Origin of the sequence: Psychrobacter sp. DD43 (assembly GCF_904846555.1) — a bacterium.
GTDB classification, from domain to species: domain Bacteria; phylum Pseudomonadota; class Gammaproteobacteria; order Pseudomonadales; family Moraxellaceae; genus Psychrobacter; species Psychrobacter cryohalolentis.
Map to the genome: position 1 here is coordinate 154216 of NZ_CAJHBE010000005.1, position 23148 is coordinate 177363.

Sequence of the window (23148 nt, forward strand, 5' to 3'; positions counted from 1 at the left end):
ATAAATTTTATTTAGTTGGTGCGCTGTTGCGATAATACTCTTGCGCAGCAGCAACGCCTTGTCCGAGTTTAATAGGGTAGCCCAAATCAACCATCGCCATCTCAATCGTTGCAAGCCCTGCTAGTACCATAACTTCAGTTAATGAACCTAGATGACCGATTCTAAATGCTTTAGCATTCATCTCGCCCAAACCAATACCAAATGAGATACCGTATTTATTAAAAGCATGATCGGTCAGCTTATTACTGTCAAAGCCTTCAGGAACAAAGATGGCGCTGACGGTATTAGAATAAAGGTCAGGTGTTTTTGCACACAGTTTCATACCCCAAGCGCTAACCGCTTGTCGTACGCCTTCGGCTAGACGGTAATGACGTGCATAAACATTCTCAAGACCTTCATCAAACAACATCTCAAGACTTTCTCTTAGGCCATAGATGAGATTTAATGGTGGCGTATAAGGGAAGCCGCCGTTGGCATTGGCATTTAACATATCACGAAAAGCAAAATAAGTACGTGGAAGCTTTGCCTCATCCATATGACTCAAAGCTTTTTGACTGACGCCCAATATTGCCATACCCGTTGCGAGCATAAAGCCTTTTTGTGAGCCGGCAACAGCAACGTCTACGCCCCAAGCATCCATCTCAAAAGGGACACAAGCAATTGAGCTAACACCATCTACGAATAATAAAGCAGGGTGGTCACTGCTATCCATGGCTTCGCGAACGGCGCCAATATCACTTAAAACACCTGTTGCTGTTTCGTTATGCGTGACCATGACGGCTTTGATTTCGTGTGCCGTATCTTCGCTCAAAATAGCTTGAAATTGGTCAGCAGGTGCGCCTGTTCCCCAATCGCATTCTACAACTTGTACATCAAGTCCGTGGCGCTGACACATATCGATCCAGCGATGCGAGAACATACCATAGCGTGCAATCAGAACTTTATCACCAGGTGATAAGGTGTTGCTAATAGCCGCTTCCCAGCCGCCTGTGCCGCTAGAGGTAAACAAGATGATTTCGCCATCTTGGGTGCCAAATACCTTTTTACAATCAGCAAGCACGGGTAAGAACGTGTCTGAGAAATCAGGAGCACGGTGATCTTGCGTCGGCACGTTCATCGCGCGACGTAATCTGTCAGGGATATTGGTAGGACCAGGAATAAAAATTGGGTTTTGTAGCGACATGATTGACATCCTTGTGAGTGCATATAAAGGGGCACAATAGTTGTATAAGCAGGGGTTCATGCGAATTTAATGCAAGAGTCTTCCTGACTCATACAGTTTGGTTTGTGTGTTTTTCAGATTTAAAAAATTAACCATGTCAAAGAGTAGATACTCATCAACTGATTAAAATATAGCACTAATAGTAAGTTGTAACAAGGTGTTTTTAAATAACCTTTGTGCTAGACTTCTCTAGACTATTACACTGACTGTTTTTCGTGAATAGCTGACATTAGTCCTATTTGTTGTTTTATGTCTTGACAGAAATGATTCATGATTGCAATTTCAGTTGCATGATTTATTTAAGAGCTGCCATAACGTCAGTATATTATGGTTCCGTGCCGATACTTTTGCCTTGATTGGTTATGTCAGTTGGATAACGCTTGTATTGCTATTGCTATTGCTATTGCTATTGCTATTGCTAATTACTGCGCCGTTACACTTACGTTAGCGTTATTGTCTGTTATCTTTTCGATCGCTTCTGCTTCAAATTCTGTACTATAGCTTTACAGTTTCTTCAGTATCGCTTAATCTCTAACCTACCAAAAACCACTTATTCAATAAAGCAATCACAATAAAAGAAACCCTTTATTATCAAGGCTAAGGGGCTTATGAAAGACATTGGATTTCTTATAGGTATCACTTTTGAGTGTGTGAGTTTGAATGATTCTAAGAAAGTTAGATCAAGATAGCAATTTAAATAATCTCTGTTATTTAATGCATTTATAAAAATATTTAAACCCTTAACTTCGTACCATCATATATTTAAATAAGAAGATTTTATCATGTTAAACCAACGTCCGTTATATATCCCCTTTGCAGGTCCTGCACTATTAGAAACCCCTTTATTGAATAAGGGCAGTGCTTTTTCATCAGAGGAGCGCGATAGCTTTAATTTAACCGGTCTATTACCTCATAATATTGAGACGATTGAAGAGCAGTCATCACGTGCTTATCTTCAACTACGCTCATTTACCAGTGATATGGATAAGCATATTTATTTGCGTAATATACAAGACACTAATGAGACATTATTTCACCATTTGATTGAGCAGCATATTGAGGAAGTCATGCCGCTCATCTATACCCCTACGGTTGGGCAAGCTTGTGAAAAATTCTCACAAATTTATCGCCGGAAACGTGGTTTATTTATCTCTTATCCTGAGCGCCATAAAATCGATGACATGCTGCAAAACGCCACCAAACAAAAAGTAAAAGTGATTGTTGTCACCGATGGCGAACGTATCTTGGGCTTAGGCGATCAAGGTATTGGAGGAATGGGCATTCCAATTGGTAAATTATCTTTATATACGGCTTGTGGTGGTATTAGCCCGGCTTATTGCCTACCCATATTATTAGACGTAGGCACCAATAATCAACAGCTTCTTGATGACCCTATGTACATGGGCTGGAGAAATCCACGAATTTCTGGCGATGAATATAATGAATTTGTCGACTTATTTATTCAAGCCGTTAAACGTCGTTGGCCAGAAGTGTTATTGCAATTTGAAGATTTTGCACAAACGAACGCCACACCATTATTGAATAAATATCGTGATCAACTATGTTGCTTCAATGACGATATCCAAGGAACTGCTGCTGTTTCAGTTGGTACTTTGATTGCAGCGTGTTTAAATAAAGGCCAGAAACTTAGTCAACAAAACATCGCTTTCTTAGGTGCAGGATCGGCAGGTTGCGGTATCGCTGAGCATATTATTCGTCAAATGCAGCGTGAAGGATTGAGTGAGGCGCAGGCGCGCAGACAAGTATTTATGGTTGATCGTTATGGTTTGCTAACCGATAGCATGACAGAGCTACAAGAATTCCAAGTACCGTTGGTACAAAAAGAATCTACTATTGAAAGTTGGGATAAAAGTCAGAAACTCGGTTTAGCGCAAGTGGTTAAACAAGCAAAAATAACCGTATTGTTTGGTGTAAGCGGACAAAAAGGTCTGTTTACCCAAGAGGTAATCGAAGCTTTATGTGCTAATACTGAACATCCTATTGTATTGCCGCTATCAAATCCAACGTCTCGTGTTGAAGCAACACCGCAAGAAGTGACCAACTGGAGTCGTGGTAAGGCCATTGTTGCAACGGGCAGTCCTTTTCCTAATACCACTTTTGAAGGTCAGTCTTTTGAAGTCTCTCAGTGTAATAACAGCTATATATTCCCAGGCATTGGTTTAGGTGTATTAGCAGCACGTGCAACGGGTATCAGCGATAATATGCTGACGGCGGCAAGTCAAGCACTTGCAGATATCTCAGTAGAATATGAAAAAGCGCCAGGTGCCATATTGCCGCCCATTAAATTCATTAGAGAAATCAGTGAAAAAATAGCCTATGCAGTTGCCCTGCAAGCAATTGAAGATAAACTGGCATTACCAGTCACGGCAGAAAACTTAGAACGTCGATTAAAAGCTAACTTCTGGTTACCTAAATACCGCGACTATCGCCGTACTTCTTTCTAACGGTTAGAAAATCCGACTAAAAAGCCGAATGCTACGATTAAAAGTAGCATTCGGCTTTTTTAATGATAACAATGCTAATCCACTAGCCGTTGACGTTTTGCTGATGAAATTTTTACGTATAGTGAATTCAGTATTAAAGCGATACAGTAGGACTGGGATGAGTTTTACGCAGCCTCTGTCGGCGTAGGCACAGCACGCCAGAAAAATTTATACCAGTACTGCGTTGGAACATAACGTATCTGTTTTATTTGGAATTGACTATATCATGGTTTGTGAGGTTTTTATGGTCATGATAAATCCTTAATGTGTAAACAAATCAATATGATCACTGTTTGATAACCCGCTTACCATTTAGTAGTTTTAAGAACGGCTATTTATGCCATAGCATGTGGCATTATAGGCATGGTCTTACGCCACATTTATCATGCCTTTATCAAGGATAAAAGCAACGATGTCATCAACGCCTTCGCCTGTTTTCATGTTGCTAAAGACCACAGGCTTATCGCCGCGCATTTTTTTGGCATCACGTGCCATCACCTCAAGTGACGCGCCTACGAAAGGGGCAAGGTCGGTTTTATTGATAATGAGCAAGTCCGATTTCATGATACCAGGCCCGCCTTTACGAGGGATTTTATCGCCTGCCGAGACGTCAATGACATATAGCGTCAAGTCGGACAATTCAGGGCTAAAAGTTGCTGCCAAATTATCGCCACCAGACTCGATGATAATAAGCTCAAGACCTGCAAACTGCTGCTGTAATTCGGCGATGGCAGACAGGTTAATCGAGGCATCTTCACGGATGGCAGTATGCGGGCAGCCACCCGTTTCGACACCGCGAATGCGCTCGGCTGGCATGGCCTCATGACGCGTTAAAAATTCAGAGTCTTCTTTGGTATATATATCATTGGTCACCACTGCCATATTGACATCATCGCGCAGGCGTTGACACAATCTCAGCGTTAATGCCGTTTTTCCTGAGCCTACAGGGCCACCAATACCTAGGCGTAGTGGTGATAATGTCGTGTCTGAATGTTTGTTTTCGACTTTGGGTGTCAGTGCCATAAATAAATATCCTTAATAAGTTGGTAGGGTTATCAGCGATTAAGAGCGAAATAAGCGGCTATATTGTTTTTCATGCTGGCAAGACAGGAGCGCTAAATTTGGTAAGTTGGCTGATATTTGTAGCTGTTGATAAAGTAGATTTAGTTTTGATATCGTTATGTCAGAGCTATCTGCCATTAACGGCAGCCTTTGAGCGTACAAAAAGCTTTGCTTGACGCGAGCAGCCAGTGGCTGTACTTGTTGGCTTAGTAGCTGTTGCAGCTGCCAAATGATTCGCTGTCCTGCCATTTGTCCAAGCGGTACAGTCTTGACCGCAGCCAGCACCATATTTTCGATTTGACCAAAAGCGTAAGTGGTCATGGCTTGTACAGGGTTAAATTGCCAGTGCGAGCTGATATGGGCAAACAGTGGCAAAAACCCATGAGCGAGTAAGCTATCAGGCACATTGAGCTCAAGGACATTATCAAGCCATGCGGATAAAGACAGTGCTAATTGACTTGACTCATAGACGAATTCTTTGGTTTCGCGGCTAGCGTGGTAATCTGCACCTAAAGCATCAGCAAGTGCGACGTCCTCAATCATAATGGCTTCAATCATGAGCGCTAGTAGCGGTAGCTCATAACGACATAATGCCAGCTCCAGATAATCACTCATAAAGTCCATGCTACTGCTTTCATCATGAATAAGCCCTGACTCAATAGCCGGTTCTATGCCTTGCGAGTAGGTATAACTGCCAATAGGCAAGTTGCTTGACGCCAGCATGAGCAAACGTCCAGTTACCTCTGTATTATTCAGATCATTTATACCTTGTGCGGTACGGGTAGTCTGCTGTGAGTGTGTGGCGTGATTAGTCATGATTATGATTATGGCTGTGAGCGTCAGAGTGATTATGCTGATGGTTATCGCTATGTGCATGGCTATGACTGTGACTATGAGAGTGAGAATGTCCGCCTTGATTGCCTTTATAAGCACCAGTCTCTGGCTCAAACGGCGCTTGTACAGCTTGGGTATGTAGGCCAAGTTGATGTAACATCGCTTCTAAAACATGGTCAGGCTCAAAGTAGAGGGCAGTAGGGGTCAGCATTAAAGGCACATGGCGGTTGCCTAAATGGTAAGCGCCTTTCATAAGGTCAAAGTTATTATCTGCAGTTACTTCGATTAATCCCTGCTTAGCGGCCATAATCTGTATTAAATTGCCTTGATGGTCTGCTAGCACACTGCCATTCTTAATGGTTTCCGTACGTGGCAAATCAACACCAATGGATTCTTGATGCTGGGTTTCTGCTTTAAAACGGCTACGCTGACGGGTGTCGAAATCTAAATATAAAAATTTTTCTGCCTGTTTTTGGCTATCAATCACGGCTTGCTGTTCAGCGTTCAGGTCTGATTTATCAAGGCGTTGCGTATAAATTTTCATAAGTATGTCTATAGTCCGTTAAAATAGATGATTTACAGCTGACTGGGGATTATCAGCACGACAATAAAAAGCAGCTAGAATAAAAAGTAGCGCTGTGCCATCGGTAGATAGTCGGCAGGCTCACAGGTCAGCAGCTCACCATCGGCATACACTTCATAAGTCTCAGGATTGACCTCCATCTGAGGACAGTAGCTGTTGAATTTCATGTCTTGTTTACGTACTTTACGAATGTTATGTACTGCTTTGATGACCTTTTCTAATCCTAATTGCCTATCAACACCTTTATCAATAGCCGCACTTGACATAAAGGTGATGCAAGTCTGCGCCACTGTCTTGGGGAAGCTACCAAACATGCTGCGATAGTGCACAGGCTGTGGGGTGGATATGGAAGCATTGGGGTCGCCCATAGGTGCCGCTGCAATCAAACCGCCTTTTATAATTAAATCAGGCTTAACACCAAAAAATGCAGGCGACCACAACACTAAATCTGCCCATTTCCCCAACTCCAGTGATCCTACTTCATCACTAATGCCATGGGTAATAGCGGGGTTGATGGTGTATTTTGCGAGGTAGCGTTTGATACGAAAGTTGTCATTGCCGCTATCAGAATCCGTAGGACTTAGCATGATATTGTCTAAGGATTGCTCAGTTTTAGCTGATTGATCAGGAGCAAGGTGACCACGCTGGGCTTTCATCTTATCAGCCGTTTGCCATGTGCGAATAATGCCTTCTCCCACGCGTCCCATCGCTTGCGAATCACTACTCATCATGGAGATGGCACCCATATCTTGTAAAATATCTTCAGCGGCAATGGTTTCTTTACGAATACGGCTTTCTGCAAAAGCGACATCTTCGGCAATGGCTGGGCTTAGATGGTGACAAACCATGAGCATGTCGAGATGCTCGTCAATGGTATTGATGGTGAAAGGGCGCGTTGGATTGGTTGATGAGGGTAAGACGTTGGTTTCGCCAATAGCTTTTAAGATATCTGGGGCATGACCGCCGCCAGCGCCTTCGGTATGGAAGGTGTGAATACAGCGGTCTTTAAACGCGCCTAGAGTGCTATCTAAATAGCCACTTTCATTTAACGTATCAGTATGAATAGCCACTTGTACATCATATTCTTCAGCCACGCTAAGGCAGTTATCAATGGCTTTGGGCGTGGAGCCCCAGTCTTCATGAAGCTTAAGCCCGATAGCACCCGCTTCAATCTGCTCTACAATGGGGGCAGGTAAACTAACATTGCCTTTACCTAAGAATCCGATATTCATCGGAATAGCATCAGTGGCTTTTAGCATGCTGTGAATATGATAGGCACCAGGCGTACAAGTGGTGGCAAGAGTACCTTCAGCAGGCCCCGTGCCACCGCCTAACATCGTGGTTACACCAGACATCAATGCCGTCTCACATTGCTGCGGTGCAATGAAGTGAATATGACTATCGATACCGCCAGCAGTCAAGATTTTACCTTCTCCTGCGATAATTTCGGTAGCCGCGCCAATAGGTAACGTCACGTTAGGCTGAATATCAGGATTGCCAGCTTTACCGATGCCACTAATGCGGCCCTCTTTGATAGCCACATCTGCCTTATAGATACCGCTATAGTCCACAATTAGAGCATTGGTAATAATAGTATCGGCAACTTGGTCACCTATTAGCTGTGACTGACCCATGCCATCGCGGATAACCTTACCGCCGCCAAATTTAACCTCTTCACCAATGCTAACACTATCAATGTCAGGCTGGTGATCAATATGACTGGTCAAATCATATTCAACCTCAAGCCATAAATTCGTATCGGCCAAGCGTACCTTATCTCCTGTGGTAGGGCCAAAATGTTCAGCATAAATACGTCGGTCAATGCGTTTTTTCGAGGTGTTTTGAGAGGTTTTAGGGTCTACAACGCCCATGACTTTGCCCGAAAAACCATAAATATGCTGTCTACCTGAGATGGCAACCAGCTCCACTTCGCGCGCTTGTCCCGGCTCAAAACGTACAGCAGTGCCAGATAGGATATTGAGTCGATAGCCAAGCGTCGACTCTCGATCAAAGCTCAGTGCTGCATTGACTTCATAGAAGTGATAATGAGAACCGATTTGAATAGGGCGGTCGCCGGTATTGATTACTGCTATGGTTTGAACGCAGCGACCAGCATTCAATGCCATATCGCCTGCTTTAATCTTATATTCGCCTACTTTCATCGTCATTTTTATTATCCTTAATCGTCTTACGGCAATGGCTCTAGTTCAATATCGTTGTATACGACTTTATAGCAAACAAGCTATACGATGGGGTTATGTACCGTCACCAGCTTAGTGCCATCGGGGAAAGTGGCTTCAACTTGGACATCGTGTATCATCTCTGCAATGCCTTCCATGACGTCATCGGCAGAGAGATAAGTGGCTCCTTCACTCATCAGTTGCGCCACGGTTTTGCCATCACGTGCGCCTTCCATTAGTAACATGCTAATGTAAGCGATAGACTCAGGATAATTGAGCTTGACGCCGCGATTTTTACGACGTTCCGCCACCATACCGGCTGTAAATAATAAGAGTTTATCTTTCTCTGTAGGATTTAATTGCATAAAGCTTCCTTAATAATTATTGTGCTTTAAAGACTATGAACCGTTTTTAATCTTCATAAAGTAAATGTGCCAAGTTAAATGTACTAAGTAGAGTCATTCTGGTTTGGTTCAGCATTGTTCAGGGATGAGATTAAGTGGGAGCACATGATATTAGGTGTCCCAAATTCTCGGTCGATGAGGCTCAAGCGCATACCATGTAGACCGTATAAGCTCGCGAATTTGGTAAAAAGCTTCAAAGCACACACGCACATCTGCCCCTAAATAACGGCAATTAATACCTTGAAAATTATGAGTACAATAAATAGGTAATGACTGCGTATCAATGAGATGGCGTATCTCGGTAATAGTGGTATCTAAATATTGGCCGAGCTTGAGCGGATTATTCTGTAGTTCTGGCGCAATGACCTCTGTGCTAGGTATTGCCCAAAAAGAGCCATGAACATGTTGATTGTTCAGTCCTAATGGTGAGGTAAACCAGCGCGTATTGGCTTGTTGGGAAGTGCACTCACTGACCAATAGATCACTCTCACGCCATACCTCTAAGCGGTTGGCATAATGACCATTAGCAAACGTCTCTTGATACGCTTGACGTCCGAACACAGCAATATCCCAAGTCAATAAACTTGCCGTTTTAGCCAAATAAAAGCGGTTATTGGCAGTAGAGATAGAATGATCGTAATAGATACTTTCTTGTGGTAGCCATTCAAGAATAGCGTGGTCATCGAGGCGGGCGTTGATATGCTGTTCTGCGCTGACAACATCATTAAAACAGTCGTTAGAAGTGTTGCTATGTGCCGATTGAGTACCGTTGTTAAATTTTGATGGGTCGCTAGGTCTAGAGTATCGTAATGATTTGCGTTGCCCGTACCATTTGCCGGCTCCAGGGGTGGTAATCACCGCATGGCTGTTAGAGTGTAGGTCAAATTCCAATGTTAAGCGGTCATCATCGGCGATACCAGCAGGAGGATACAACACATAAATATGGCAAATCCCTGCTTGACTGTTATCAGTACTATCAGGCTCAGGATACAGCGCGCGCTGCACCATTAGTGCGCCAGTATGGGCACGATGATACAGCCGAGTTTTTGCAGCAGTAGAGGCGCAGTCGAAATGAAGCTGTAGTGAGGATTGCCAAGTCAAAATTGTATTCCCTTTTAGAAAGTGTCCTTTTAGATTGCCACCAACTCTTGAATGTTGTTTTTTGCCATGTCAACTCCAGCCCCTTGAGCTACCACTTGTCCTCTAGAGAGCACGGTATAGTTATCGGCAAGCTCTTCTGCAAACTCATAAAACTGCTCGACCAGTATAATGGCCATTTCACCTTGATAACCTAAATCCCTAATGACCCGCCCGATGTCCTTAATGATAGAGGGCTGAATACCTTCAGTCGGCTCATCAAGTACTAGCACAGATGGCTCGGAGGCAAGCGCACGAGCAATAGCGAGCTGCTGCTGCTGACCACCAGATAGATCGCCACCGCGCCGATGCTTCATCTCGTCCAGCACTGGAAATATATCATACAAGTGTTTGGGTACTTTGCTTGCTTTTCGTTGAGAAAATTTCGCCATGCCAATCAGAATGTTTTCTTCAACGGTCAAGGTGGAAAAGATATCACGTCCTTGAGGTACATAAGCGAGTCCTGCGCGTACACGCTGCTCAGGCGTCATCTGACTAATGTCCTTACCGTCTAATAAAATTTCACCTGATTTTATTGGTAGGATGCCCATCAAGCATTTAAGCAAGGTGGTTTTACCGACGCCATTACGACCCAGTACCACGCTACATTCTCCTACCGGTGCGGCGAGGGTGACATCACGTAAAATGTGACTGCCACTATAATATTGATTTATGGCATTAATTTCTAACATATAAGCACCTCTCTTTTTTAGGTCTATTTCTAAGCACTACTATCAATTATCGACCCAAGTAAGTCTCAATAACGGCTTCATTATTCTGTACTTCACTCAACGTGCCTTCAGCCAAAATAGCACCATTTGCTAAGACCGTCACTTTCTCACTTATGGCATCAATGAAAGTCATGTCATGTTCAACCACGATTAAAGTATGATTCTTTTTGAGGCGCAGACATAACTCAGCGGTATGTTCGGTTTCGGCATCTGTCATGCCTGCCACTGGTTCATCAAGTAAGATAAGTTTTGGTCTTTGCATCAGTAACATCCCAATCTCTAGCCACTGTTTTTGACCATGAGACAACAGTCCTGCTGGCTTGTTAATCAGCTCTTTTAGGCGTATTTGATCAAGCGTTGAGTCAAGCGTATCTTGGATTTCTGCGTCAATACGATTAAACCAGCTTTTTGACACTCGCTTATCCTTTGGCGCAGCAAGCATTAAGTTATCAAGTACAGTAAATTTCTCAAATACGGTAGGTTTTTGAAACTTACGACCAATGCCTGCTTCCGCGATTTCTTCGGTAGATAGTTTGGCTAAATTATGTACTTGACCGAAAAATGCACTGCCTTTAGTAGGACGCGTTTTGCCCGTAATAACATCCATTAATGTCGTCTTACCTGCGCCATTAGGGCCGATGATGCAGCGTAGCTCGCCTGCCTCAATGTATAAAGATAAGTCATTGAGTGCACGGAACGAGTCAAACCACACGCTAACGTCTTCTAAATACAGCGCAATACCATGTCTCATATCTGGCCCTGATTTGGGAACAGGATGCGCCAAGCCCCCGCTATCTCCGTAATCTTCAGCCAGAGTAGTGACTGGTCGGGTAGGCGTGTTTTCTGCGACTGTTATGTGTGGTGTATTTTTAGAGTTTTTCATTGGATTATTGATACTAGGATTGTTTTTAACAAGCGCATCGTTAGTAACTTTTTGGGAAGTAGCAACATTAGAAGTAGCAGCATTAGTTATTAACATTATTCTTTTTCCTTTTTAAAACGATCAAGTACGCCAATGATGCCGTTAGGGAGAAATAAAGTAACCACCACAAATAATCCACCTAGGATAAGCAACCAAAACTCCGGATAGGCGACGGTAAAATAAGTCTTAATCGCATTGATTGCACCTGCGCCTACGATAGCACCAATGAGTGAACCTCTGCCTCCCGCAGCCACCCATACTGCCATCTCGATAGAGTTGACGGGGTTCATTTCACCCGGATTAATGATGCCAACTTGCGGTACATATAGAGCACCAGCGATACCAGCAATGACTGCAGACAATACCCAAGCAGAAAGCTTGTACCAAAGCGTGCGATAGCCTAAATACTGCAATCGATTTTCACTATCACGGATGGCACCGAGCACGCGCCCATAAGGCTGGCTCATCAGATAGCGTAGTCCAAGATAGGACAGTAGCAGCGCCAAAGCAGTCGTAAAACACAGCACAGCCCTTGTTGAAGAGGCAGTGATGTCATAGCCCAATAACGTGGTAAAACCTGTGAAGCCATTGTTACCACCAAAGCCTGTTTCGTTACGGAAGAATAATAAGGCTGCCGCATAGGTCATGGCTTGAGTAATAATCGAAAAATAAACCCCTTTGATCTTGGAGCGAAAAGCAAAATAGCCAAAGATAAAAGCGACCAGACCGGGAACTAATACCACTAGAGCCATCGCCCACCAAAAGTGTTGAGTGCCTGCCCAATACCACGGCAGCTCGGTCCAACTTAAGAAACGCATAAAGTCTGGCAAGCCTGTGCCAGCCGTTTCTCGCGTTAAATACATACCAAAAGCATAACCTCCTAGCGCAAAATAAAGACCATGACCTAAGCTTAGGATGCCGGCATAGCCCCAGACCAAGTCTAAAGCCAGTGCTACCATGGCGAGCGCCATTATTTTACCAATCAAAGTTATCCAGTAAGCAGACAGGTGAAAACTAGAGGTTTCAGGTAATAGATGGAGCCAAGGCAGTATCAGTAGCACTAAAAAACACAAACCAATCAAAATGGCATTACGTGGGGAATCAGATAATAATTGAGTCAAACGCATGAGGTTCTCCTTAATCCACAAAACGGCCTTTGAGGGCAAATAAACCTTGTGGACGTTTTTGAATAAACAAAATCACAAGAACCAGTAATACAATCTTAGCCATCACAGCACCAATGCCAATCTCTAGCACCGTACCACTGACACCAAGACCTAAAGATGCCAATACCGCGCCCCATACTTGCCCAACACCGCCAACCACGACGACTAAGAACGCATCAATAATATAAGTTTGACCTAAGTCGGGTCCGACATTGCCTACTTGCGCCAAAGCACAGCCAGCGAGACCTGCGAGACCCGAGCCAAGTCCAAAAGCCAACATATCGATGCGAGCAGATGAGATACCAACTGCACGTGCCATTTGCCGATTTTGAGTGACAGCGCGCACAAATAGCCCGAAACGAGTCTTGTTAAGTAAGTACACCAGTAGCATAAGAATAATGATGGTAAAGCCAATAATAGCGATACGATTGAAGGGGAGTACAAGGCTCGAGGACACTTGATAGGCACCGCTCAACCAGTCGACATTGCTGACTTCGACGTTTTGCGCGCCAAATATCATCCGAACCAACTGCATAAGAATCAAACTGACACCGAAAGTTGCCAGTAAGGTTTCAAGCTCACGACCATAAAGCGGGCGAATAATGATTCGTTCGATAACCATGCCGATAATGGCACTGACTAAGAAAGCGACGGGTATAGCAGCAACCAGATACCATCCAGTCATACTAGGAAAATACGCTTGAAAGAGATTTTGCACCATATAAGTGGCGTAAGCACCAATCATAATGAGCTCACCGTGGGCCATATTGATGACCCCAAGCAGCCCAAAAGTAATGGCCAGCCCTAATGCCGCGAGTAGTAAGATACTTGCCGTACTAAGTCCCGTGAATAGATGACCTATCCAAGTACTGATGGTAATGCGCTGCTCAATACTATCCTCAGCGTCTAACAGCGCAGATTTGAGTACAGGATCGATATTATCTGCCGCCAATGCTTTTTTGACATCAACTAAGACTTGTGGACTATCGCTATCAGCAAGCACGGTAAGCGCGGCAATTTGCTTGGTGACGTCGCCATCTCTAAAATCAATCCTCGCTTGTAAAGTACTCAACGCCGTTTTGACATCGTCGTCTTCCTCATTAGTGGCAGCAGTACTTATGAGTGCTGGATCTAGCTGTTCGATATTGTCCGCTAAGATGGCAACTGCCTGCACACGTTGCGTAGGATCGTTTGACTCAAGCTTAACCTTGGCTTGTCCAAATACTAAGGCTGAGCGTAGCGTATTGGTCAAAGTCACTTGCGCCAAGTCACTCGGCCACTCGGTGGTCAGCTGCTTAGCAGGATAAGTAAATAGCTCATCTTCGCTGTTAAGTAGGTAGGTTTGCCCACCATTGCCTTGGTATAGCTCATCGTTTTTTATCAGCTCAACTAAAGTATCCAAACTCTCAACTGACCCCGGCCACTGGTTGAGCATGGTTTGGCGCTTGGTGAAGTCAGCAGCAACGAACTGCTCGATAGCATCCCCTTTACTTACCGCAAGATTAGCAGGCGTAGTCAGAGACTGCTTGTTTTGAGCAAGTAAGGTGTCGTCTTGAGCAAGTAAGATCTCTTCACTTACAGCATTGGATGTCGCTGCCACAGTATTAGTAGATAGTTTCTCGCCGTGGCTGTGTACTGCTGGTGTCTCGTGAGCATGAGCAGCTGATGTGATAGCAATGAGAAAGAGTAAAGATAGTAAGGCGATGATAAAAGTCTTGTTAAAATAATTGGCTTGCGCGTCACTTTTATAATAGGAAGGGTAATGTGACATGATGGTTCCTTTTTTGCAGTCAACACTCCTCTAACCTCTACTGAAAACTGTTTTATCAGTAGAGGAGCTAAAGGGTTGCTGGTATTGATACCATTAAGGGGCTAAGGATTAGGGACTAAGGTTTAGGTGACCACAATCTTACTTAGGAATGTACTGACTCCATGGCTCAGCACGAATGACTTTTGGCGTTTTGCTGATCACATCGAACTGACCATCGGCACGGATTTGACCGATCATGACAGGCTTCCATAAGTGATGGTTTTCCTCATCCATTTTTAATGTATACCCTGATGGCGCGTCAAAAGTCTGACCTCCCATACTAATACGCACTTTATCGACATTAGTGGTACCTGCTTTTTCGACTGCTTGTTTCCACATATTGATACCCACGTAGGTGGCTTCCATAGGATCATTGGTCACGACCTTTTCAGCATTCGGTAGCTTATGATCTAGCGCATATTTCTTATACTTTTTGGTGAAGCCGCTATTGACAGGATTTTTAACCGACATAAAGTAGTTCCATGACGCCAAATGCCCTTGCAATAAGCTAGTATCGATACCGCGAAGCTCTTCTTCTCCTACTGAGAATGCCATGACGGGGATATCAGAGGCTTTGATGCCTTGGTTGGCAAGCTCACGATAGAAGGGTACGTTTGAGTCCCCATTAATGGTAGAGATAACCGCCGTTTTCTTACCCGTCGAGAAGCTTTTAATGTTGCCAACGATAGTCTGATAGTTGCTAAAACCGAAAGGAGTGTACTCTTCCATGATGTCTGTTTCAGCGACCCCTTTAGACTTCAAGAAAGCACGCAGTATCTGGTTAGTAGTCCGAGGATAGACATAGTCTGTCCCAAGTAAGACAAAGCGTTCTGCACTACCGCCCTCTGGGCTCATTAAATATTCAACGGCAGGAATGGCTTGTTGGTTAGGTGCAGCACCAGTGTAGAAAATGTTTTCTGATTGCTCTTGACCTTCGTACTGCACAGGGTAGAACATTAAACCATTTAGTTCTTCAACGACAGGCAGCACGGACTTACGTGATACCGATGTCCAACCACCAAATATGACATCCACTTTGTCTTGAGTTAACAGCTGACGTGCTTTTTCAGCGAATAACGGCCAATCAGAAGCGGGATCTACGACGATTGGCTCTAGCTGCTTACCCAACACACCGCCATTGGCATTAATTTCATCAATGGTCATGAGAGCAGTATCTTTTAAGGATGTTTCAGAGATGGCCATCGTTCCAGATAAAGAATGCAAGATGCCAACTTTTATGGTGTCACCATCTGCCGCAGGGGTAGTAGCGGTCTCGGCCGTTTCGGTTTTTGTGGCTGTAGAATTGGTCTCAGCGCTAGTTTCTGCAGGTTTCTGACAACCTATAAGGCTTAAGCTACCTACGACGGCTACTGCTAGTAGAGACAAACGTGATGTGAGTTTTGAGTCGATACGATAATTTGTACTTATAGGAGTATCAGTGATAAGCGTTGGCAATAAAGACATATATTTCTCCAAAAAGATAAAGTAGCAGCTTGGTAGGCCGAGTTAACAAACCATTCCTAACTGCTATTAATACTTCAATATTTATGCCATTCCAAAATACATAATAAACGCACCAATATCGGTCTTTTTAGGAGATATTGCACTTTTTTCGCACCATGATGGTTTTTATGATTTTCTATGCACCATAAGTGTCTGGTCTAAGAGGATTAAAACGATTACATTGAAAGCGGTGTGCTGCTAAGTTCAGAAAGCATAAACAAGGGTGCTTGCAAAGCAAACCCCGATATTAATTAAGCCAATTGAGTACTCATAAAAGCAGTAAGGACTTGCTAAGACATGCCAGCATGTAGTGGCATAATAAATTTGGACAGTTGCTAAGAGGTTGTACTAAACAAAAGAAGGAACATAGTATGACCAACAAACGCAATCAATATACCTGATAATTCAAATTAGAAGCCATCAGCTTAGTCGTTGAACACAAACGTAAAGTACCTGACGGTGCTGATTCATTGGGGATAGGCAAATCCACCCTCAGAGGTTTATCGCACACTCTAACAAGCCAGCTAAAAACACTAGACAACAAAAAACCCCATAAACATTGCGTTTACGGGGTTTGAATTTGGTGGGCCCAGTAGGACTTGAACCTACGACCAAAGGATTATGAGTCCTCTGCTCTAACCAACTGAGCTATGGGCCCTTTAGACGCACAATGATACCTGATTTTTATATATTTTCAAGTAAAAGTTAGCAGATAGGGCATACTATTTGATGAATTATCACTAATTACCACCAGCCAGCGTCAAACTTCGGCCTCCATCTACGGTTATTATCTCACCCGTCACATAACTGGCGTGCGCCAAATAGAGCACGCTATGCGCAATGTCAGCAGGGATGCCTATTCGCTGCATAGGAATGGAACCTATAATCTTACTTTGCTGCTCGCTATCAATCGCTTGATCGCTATCTGCATCGGGTAAAATATTGACCCCAGGCGCGACCCCATTCACGCGTACACCAGGCGCCATATCCAGTGCTAAAGACTGCACCATCATCCGATGCGCCGCTTTTGCCATATTGTAAACCGTATAATTGGCAAACGGCTTATCATGCGCATGAATATCAAGCAGACTAATAATACAACCTTGTTGTTGCTTAAGATAAGGTAGTAGTGCTTGGCTTAACAATAAAGGCGCTTTGGCATTGGTCAACAGCAGCTCGTCCCATTGGTCATAATTAATACTGCCAAGGGGAGTAGAGTAAAAGCGAGAGGCATTATGTACCAGTACGTCTAGTTGCCCAAATGCCTGCATGATAGTTTGGGTCAGGTGCTTGAGAGTGTCTGCCTGATTTACCACTGACAAATCCGCGACAATAACCACAGCACTATGAGCGCAAGTATCATTCAGCGCATCTGCTAATGCATGTGCCTCTTGCTCACTATGATGACAATGGATAATGACGCGATAGCCTTGCTTATGAGCCGCACGAATAATAGCAGCACCGATACGCTTAGCACTACCTGTGACAAGCATAACGGGGGCAGATGCCATCATAGGCTGAGTGTTTTTAGATGTTTGAGTCATAATAGAGTTTTAATTAGGATATGGTTTTAAAATTTTAAAGAGTGTTTAATCTTTTTATGTCAGGCTGTTTGCGTTTGTAAATGCTCAATTCTGCATTGACGCAAGGCTTTACCAATCGCTGTACCTTTGAGACTTTGATCAATATCATTCATACCAATACTGTGAAAGCTATTTAATGCCAACATCATCTGACGGTGCTGTATAGATAACTGCAATACTTGGCTTGTGACCAAGAGCTGCGAGAGTTTTTCAGGCTCTTTATGGGCGCTGCAGGCTTGAATAAGATCAATTTTCTCGGCAGCACTGAGTTGGGTTATAACGCTTAATTTATCAGCTTGTTGTACGAATAAACCAGCAAATTGTGTTTGTGCCTTTGGTACTTTAGCCATATTACCTATATCGTTAATACTTTTGACCGCTGTTATGGCTTCAATATGTTTGATCTGAAATAACGATGGCTTAAGGCTAATCATTAATAGCGCCCAACGCTGTGATAAATTCAATTGCATCTGACCGGCGAAATATAGCGATGTTTGCACTGTCTCTCGTATCTGATCGTCATTCCAAGCCTGATGTAACGGTGCAAAGTACTCTGCAAGGGCGCCGATATCAAATAGCTGTTGCCAGTATACCTGAGGGGAGAGCTGCATCATTGCACGGCTCGATTCTTGCCAAATACGCTCGCTACTTAAATGGGTAAGCTCTCCTGAAGCAACCAACTCACGCATCAAGACTAACGTGTCATCAGCGATAGTAAAGCCCAAATCGTAATAGCGGCTATAAAAGCGCGCCGTTCTCAGCACCCGTAAAGGGTCTTCGTTAAAGGCACTTGAGACATGACGTAGGGTTTTATTTTCAATATCCTGCAATCCGCCGTAGTAATCAATCACGTCACCACTTATCGGCGTATCGTCGGTTAAGCTAGTAACCTCTATAGCCATGGCATTGATCGTCAAGTCGCGCCGCTGCAAATCGTCTTTTAAACTAACGTCAATACTGGCATGCACGCTAAAGCCCTGATAGCCCAGACCTTGCTTACGCTCAGTTCGTGCGAGGGCATATTCCTCACGGCTTACTGGATGCAAAAATACAGGGAAATCTACGCCTACTTGCTGAAAACCTGCGTCAAGCATCTCAGTAACTGTTGCCCCAACGACAACGAAGTCTTTATCTTTAATAGGGCGCCCTAATAGCTGATCACGTACCGCACCGCCGACGAGATACACTTGCATAATATTCTCTTTATATTTACTACCAATTAACCTAAATTTTGTCAAAAAAAACCAGCCAATACTTTAAGCATTGGCTGGTTTTAGTATAGCAGACGGTCTCTATAAAAAATGCAAAAGACCGTCTTAATTGCGCACTTTGACTTTGAAGAGCGTAATCGATTATTGCTTCTCGTTGTCTAAATCCTGAGCTTCAGTGACCGCAAGTGCCGTCATATTAACCACACGGCGCGCTGTAGCTGATGGCGTTAGAATATGTACAGGTTTGCTTGCACCTAACAAAATAGGACCGATAGACGCGCTACCGGTTGCCGTCTTGAGCAGGTTAAAGGCAATGTTCGACGCATCTAACGTTGGCAAGATAAGTAGATTTGCTGAACCTTTAAGATTGCTCGAAGGCAAGTCATTGGCACGGATATGTTCGTCAAGTGCCGCATCACCTTGCATTTCACCGTCAAACTCAAAATCGACATTCATCTCGGTCAGCAGTTGATGTACTTTACGCATTTTGACCGCACTGGCACGATCAGAAGTTCCGAAGTTTGAATGCGACACCAAAGCCACACGTGGGGTAATGCTAAAGCGGCACAATTGCTCAGCTGCCAATACAGTCATCTCAGCCAATTGCTCAGCCGTTGGGTCTTCATGGATATAGGTATCAGCAATAAAAATATTACGATCTTGCATGAGCACCGCATTCATCGCGTAAAAATCATTAATGCCTTCTTTTTTATTGATTACTCTGCCGACATATTTTAAATGCAGCTGATAGTGACCGAATGTACCACAAATCATACCATCGGCATCGCCATTTTCAACCAAAAGCGCACCAATTAAAGAGGTTTTGCGGCGCACATCACGGCGAGCAAGCTCGATACTGACACCAGTACGTTTGTTTTTCTCGTAGTAGCCTTTCCAGTAATCGTTATAGCGCGGATCATCATCAACATTGACGATAGTAATGTTCACGCCATCTTTCAAGCGTAGTGCTAGCTTTGCAATGTTATTTTCGATCACTGAAGGACGACCGACCAAGATTGGATAAGCCAACTGCTCATCGACGACCACTTGTACCGCTAATAGTACGTTGCTGTCTTCGCCTTCACAGTAAACGATACGTTTTGGATCTGCTTTTGCACGAGCAAAAATAGGCTTCATTACAAACGCTGAGTTATAGACAAACTCAGACAGACGCTGACGATAGGCTTTCATATCTGCGATAGGAAGCGTTGCAACGCCTGAATCCATAGCTGCTTTTGCGACTGCAGAGGCGATTTCAATGATTAGGTTTGGCTCAAGTGGTCCTGGGATCAGGTAATCACGACCAAAGCTTGGCGTACTTTCAACGTTTTTGACGTTGCTCATTGGCGTCGCTTCAACATGTGCCATAGCAGCAATGGCGCGTACGCATGCAATTTTCATTTCTTCGTTGACAGTCGTTGCGCCTACATCTAATGCACCGCGGAAGATATAAGGGAAACACAATGCGTTGTTTACTTGGTTCGGATAATCAGAGCGACCGGTTGCCATAATAACGTCTGGACGGACGGCATGGGCGATTTCTGGCATGATCTCAGGCGTTGGGTTAGCAAGCGCAAAGATGATAGGGTCTTTTGCCATACGGCGAACCATGTCTTCTGTCAATGTACCAGGCATAGATAAGCCTAGGAACATGTCGACATCATCCATCAACTCTTCAATAGTCGTAGCAGTGGTTTCACGAGCATAGCGCTGTTTGGTTTCATCAAGGTTTTCACGGGTAGTAGAGATAATGCCACGTGAGTCTGATACGTAGATATTGTTTTTATTCACACCAAGGGCACAAATGATATCCAAGCAAGAAATCGCTGCAGCACCGGCACCAGAACAAATGATTTTAATATCTTCAATTTTTTTGTTCGTGATGATTAATGCATTAAGCATCGCCGCCGCAACAATGATTGACGTGCCATGTTGGTCATCATGGAATACTGGAATGTTCATACGCTTACGCAATTCGCGCTCGATTTTGAAACACTCTGGTGCTTTGATGTCTTCTAAATTAATCCCACCAAACGTAGGCTCTAAAGAAGCAACTGCCTCAATGAATTTGTCCGGATCGTTTTGTGCAATTTCAATATCAAAAACGTCGATACCAGCGAACTTTTTGAATAGAACCCCTTTACCTTCCATCACAGGCTTTGATGCCAATGGACCGATATTTCCCAAACCTAGCACCGCTGTACCATTGGTAATAACACCAACTAAGTTGCTACGTGCGGTATATTTTGCCGCAAGAGATGGGTCTCTTTGAATCTCAAGACAAGGTACTGCCACACCTGGTGAATAGGCGAGCGCCAGATCACGTTGGTTTGCCAATTGCTTGATAGGAGTAACTGAGATTTTACCAGGGCGAGGGAACTCATGGTAATGTAAGGCAGCTTGTTCAAACTGCTCTTTTTCCGTACTAGGGGTGTCCGTATTCAAAGTGATATCGTCATTCATAATAATTGCCATGGTTAGGATAAATTGGAATAAATTAAATGGTGATAAAAACTAATGCCTAATTCTCAATAACCATTGAATATGATCATGAGTGTACATTGATTGTTAAGGGGTGCTATGCGGTGCTTAAACATCAGCAAAAAACAACAATAGTGCAAAATAGATAGTCTACATTATCGCCAATAATTTGCCTAGCTAAGGACTATGAACTGCGCACACAATATAATAAATTGATATTCATTATTTAGCTAGTTGATAATGCCAAAAAAATGACCCAAATATCAACCCCAAATGCAAAATATTTCAAAATATTACAGAATAAATATATATTAAGACGAACAGCTGATTGGCATTTGCGGTGCATGAGGCGCAGGCGGTAAGGTATCAAGGTCAATGGCGCTATCATGTAGCGTATAAGGGCTAGCAAGCAACTCGAATACTCTATTTAGTTCTTCAAACTGTCCTTGCTCTGCGGCAACGATAACACGCTGAGCCATGCTGTTACGCAATACATAAATAGGATTGCTGGCTTGCATATCCTCAATTGCTTGAGTAATCGATACCTGCTTTACTTGTGCCAGATAACGGGTCGACCATGCTTGCCAGACTTGCTGTGCTTCAGGATTCAGCTCGGCCGTCAAGGTTGCAAGCAACTGCTGCTCATAAGGATGAGGTGCGATTAATCCTAATAACGCTCGGAAGCTATTGGTATAGTCGAGTAGATTATCCTCTAGCAGTGTCAACCATTCAAACGCTAAGCTTAAACTCTCACGCTGATGCGGCAACCCAAGCTTACGGCATAGCCCTTGCTGATAATGCTGCATAAAGGTCGCTTCGTAAGGCGCTAGACAATCTGCTAACGTCTCGCGCGTCACACCGTCTAGACGCATAAAGTGCGGTAACCAAATATTTAGATTCCAATGACCAATAGCAGGCTGATTTTGATAGGCGTAGCGTCCGCTATGATCAGAGTGATTATTGATCCAAGCAGGGTTGAAGCGTTCCATAAAACCAAATGGACCAAAATCCAAGGTACTGCCAGTAATAGACAAGTTATCCGTATTCATAACGCCATGCGCAAATCCAATCAGTTGCCAATCGGCAATCATGCGTGCTGTAAGCTCAACCACAGCCTGCAAAAATGCTAAGACTGGTTTATCACTATCACGGCACTCAGGGTAGTAGGTATCAATCATATAGTCGGTAAATTCAGCGAGTAAGTCGGGCGCAAAGCTTGCAATCCACTCAACATGACCTAAGCGAATATGACTGTCAGCGACTCGCATTAAGGCAGCTCCTGCTTCTATTCGCTCGCGGCGCACTTTGGTATCTGATACCACAAATCCCAACGCATTAGAGGAGGCGATACCAAGCTGAGTCAACGCATGACCACATAAATACTCACGAATGGTACTGCGTAATACTGCACGCCCATCGCCCATGCGTGAGTAGGGCGTCAAGCCTGCACCCTTTAGATGTATATCTTGTAGTTGATTGTTTTTATCGAGTACTTGCGCCATCAATAAGCCGCGACCATCGCCCAATTGCCCCGCCCATTGCCCAAACTGGTGACCAGCATACGCCATTGATAAAGGCTGAAATTCAGCTGGCACATACTGTCCACCAAGTATTTCAACCCAACGAGTCATCAAATCTGTATCTTCCGTCCAGCCCAGCTGCTCAGCAACTTGAATATTAAAATGACCGACACGAGGATTGTCTAATGGGTTTGGCAGTTGCTCATTATAAAGACGGGTGTCCAATTGAGCATAGGTGTTTTGATAGCGCATAAGAGCCGTTCCAATTTAAAGATAAAAGCTGGGAGAAGAAATT

18 protein-coding genes and 1 tRNA gene are annotated in these 23148 nt (G+C 43.9%); 2 read left to right on the top strand and 17 right to left on the bottom strand.

The features are described 5' to 3' along the window. Positions 1 to 7 precede the first annotated feature (7 nt). Positions 8 to 1183: an L-aspartate--glyoxylate aminotransferase BhcA gene (gene bhcA, locus JMX89_RS04425; protein WP_201550955.1), complete on the bottom strand. Its 1176-nt coding sequence runs from the start codon at positions 1181 to 1183 to the stop codon at positions 8 to 10. A 313-nt stretch (positions 1184 to 1496) separates the two neighbouring features. Between bhcA and JMX89_RS04430 the strand changes: the two genes are divergently transcribed. Further along, on the top strand, positions 1497 to 1670 hold the full coding sequence (locus JMX89_RS04430) for a hypothetical protein (protein ID WP_201550958.1): 174 nt from the start codon (positions 1497 to 1499) through the stop codon (positions 1668 to 1670). Between the two features lie 334 nt (positions 1671 to 2004). Then, a complete protein-coding gene (locus tag JMX89_RS04435) occupies positions 2005 to 3687 on the top strand; it encodes an NAD-dependent malic enzyme (protein WP_201550960.1) in 1683 nt (560 codons plus the stop codon). 408 nt (positions 3688 to 4095) lie between these two features. Here JMX89_RS04435 and ureG read toward each other — a convergent pair whose 3' ends face one another. The 16 genes from ureG to JMX89_RS04515 all read right to left on the bottom strand — a co-directional run bounded on the left by ureG (position 4096) and on the right by JMX89_RS04515 (position 23105). Beyond that, positions 4096 to 4749 carry an urease accessory protein UreG gene (gene ureG / locus JMX89_RS04440; protein ID WP_020443204.1) on the bottom strand — a complete coding sequence of 218 codons (654 nt, stop codon included), beginning with the start codon at positions 4747 to 4749 and terminating at the stop codon, positions 4096 to 4098. Between the two features lie 39 nt (positions 4750 to 4788). Next, positions 4789 to 5604: an urease accessory protein UreF gene (locus JMX89_RS04445; protein WP_201550962.1), complete on the bottom strand. Its 816-nt coding sequence runs from the start codon at positions 5602 to 5604 to the stop codon at positions 4789 to 4791. Further along, positions 5597 to 6166, bottom strand: a complete 570-nt coding sequence (gene ureE / locus JMX89_RS04450; RefSeq protein WP_133104097.1) for an urease accessory protein UreE — start codon at positions 6164 to 6166, stop codon at positions 5597 to 5599. The genes JMX89_RS04445 and ureE overlap by 8 nt, the downstream gene beginning before the upstream one ends. A 74-nt stretch (positions 6167 to 6240) precedes the next feature. Further along, positions 6241 to 8373, bottom strand: a complete 2133-nt coding sequence (ureC, locus tag JMX89_RS04455) for an urease subunit alpha (RefSeq protein WP_227673004.1) — start codon at positions 8371 to 8373, stop codon at positions 6241 to 6243. A 74-nt stretch (positions 8374 to 8447) separates the two neighbouring features. Next, on the bottom strand, positions 8448 to 8750 hold the full coding sequence (gene ureA / locus JMX89_RS04460) for an urease subunit gamma (protein ID WP_010200554.1): 303 nt from the start codon (positions 8748 to 8750) through the stop codon (positions 8448 to 8450). A 150-nt stretch (positions 8751 to 8900) separates the two neighbouring features. After that, positions 8901 to 9890 carry an urease accessory protein UreD gene (locus tag JMX89_RS04465; protein WP_201550964.1) on the bottom strand — a complete coding sequence of 330 codons (990 nt, stop codon included), beginning with the start codon at positions 9888 to 9890 and terminating at the stop codon, positions 8901 to 8903. A 29-nt stretch (positions 9891 to 9919) separates the two neighbouring features. Continuing rightward, positions 9920 to 10618: an urea ABC transporter ATP-binding subunit UrtE gene (gene urtE, locus JMX89_RS04470; protein ID WP_201550966.1), complete on the bottom strand. Its 699-nt coding sequence runs from the start codon at positions 10616 to 10618 to the stop codon at positions 9920 to 9922. Between the two features lie 46 nt (positions 10619 to 10664). Further along, a complete protein-coding gene (gene urtD, locus JMX89_RS04475) occupies positions 10665 to 11636 on the bottom strand; it encodes an urea ABC transporter ATP-binding protein UrtD (RefSeq protein WP_201550968.1) in 972 nt (323 codons plus the stop codon). Continuing rightward, positions 11636 to 12706, bottom strand: coding sequence for an urea ABC transporter permease subunit UrtC (gene urtC / locus JMX89_RS04480; protein WP_010200558.1), 1071 nt, complete (start codon positions 12704 to 12706; stop codon positions 11636 to 11638). Before urtC ends, urtD begins: the two co-directional genes overlap by 1 nt. A gap of 10 nt (positions 12707 to 12716) precedes the next feature. Beyond that, on the bottom strand, positions 12717 to 14516 hold the full coding sequence (urtB, locus tag JMX89_RS04485) for an urea ABC transporter permease subunit UrtB (protein ID WP_201550970.1): 1800 nt from the start codon (positions 14514 to 14516) through the stop codon (positions 12717 to 12719). 138 nt (positions 14517 to 14654) lie between these two features. After that, positions 14655 to 15965 carry an urea ABC transporter substrate-binding protein gene (gene urtA, locus JMX89_RS04490; RefSeq protein WP_026037277.1) on the bottom strand — a complete coding sequence of 437 codons (1311 nt, stop codon included), beginning with the start codon at positions 15963 to 15965 and terminating at the stop codon, positions 14655 to 14657. A 674-nt stretch (positions 15966 to 16639) separates the two neighbouring features. Then, a tRNA-Ile gene (locus tag JMX89_RS04495) sits at positions 16640 to 16716 on the bottom strand. Between the two features lie 82 nt (positions 16717 to 16798). Next, positions 16799 to 17602, bottom strand: a complete 804-nt coding sequence (locus tag JMX89_RS04500) for a pteridine reductase (RefSeq protein WP_227673005.1) — start codon at positions 17600 to 17602, stop codon at positions 16799 to 16801. A 59-nt stretch (positions 17603 to 17661) separates the two neighbouring features. Next, the gene (locus tag JMX89_RS04505) at positions 17662 to 18834 is read right to left on the bottom strand and encodes a tRNA nucleotidyltransferase (RefSeq protein ID WP_201550972.1); all 1173 of its coding nucleotides are present in this window, start codon (positions 18832 to 18834) and stop codon (positions 17662 to 17664) included. A gap of 159 nt (positions 18835 to 18993) precedes the next feature. Continuing rightward, positions 18994 to 21315: an NADP-dependent malic enzyme gene (locus JMX89_RS04510; RefSeq protein ID WP_020443216.1), complete on the bottom strand. Its 2322-nt coding sequence runs from the start codon at positions 21313 to 21315 to the stop codon at positions 18994 to 18996. Between the two features lie 329 nt (positions 21316 to 21644). Next, entirely contained in the window at positions 21645 to 23105 is a 1461-nt protein-coding gene (locus tag JMX89_RS04515) for a protein adenylyltransferase SelO (RefSeq protein ID WP_201550974.1), read from the bottom strand. Positions 23106 to 23148: the final 43 nt, after the last annotated feature.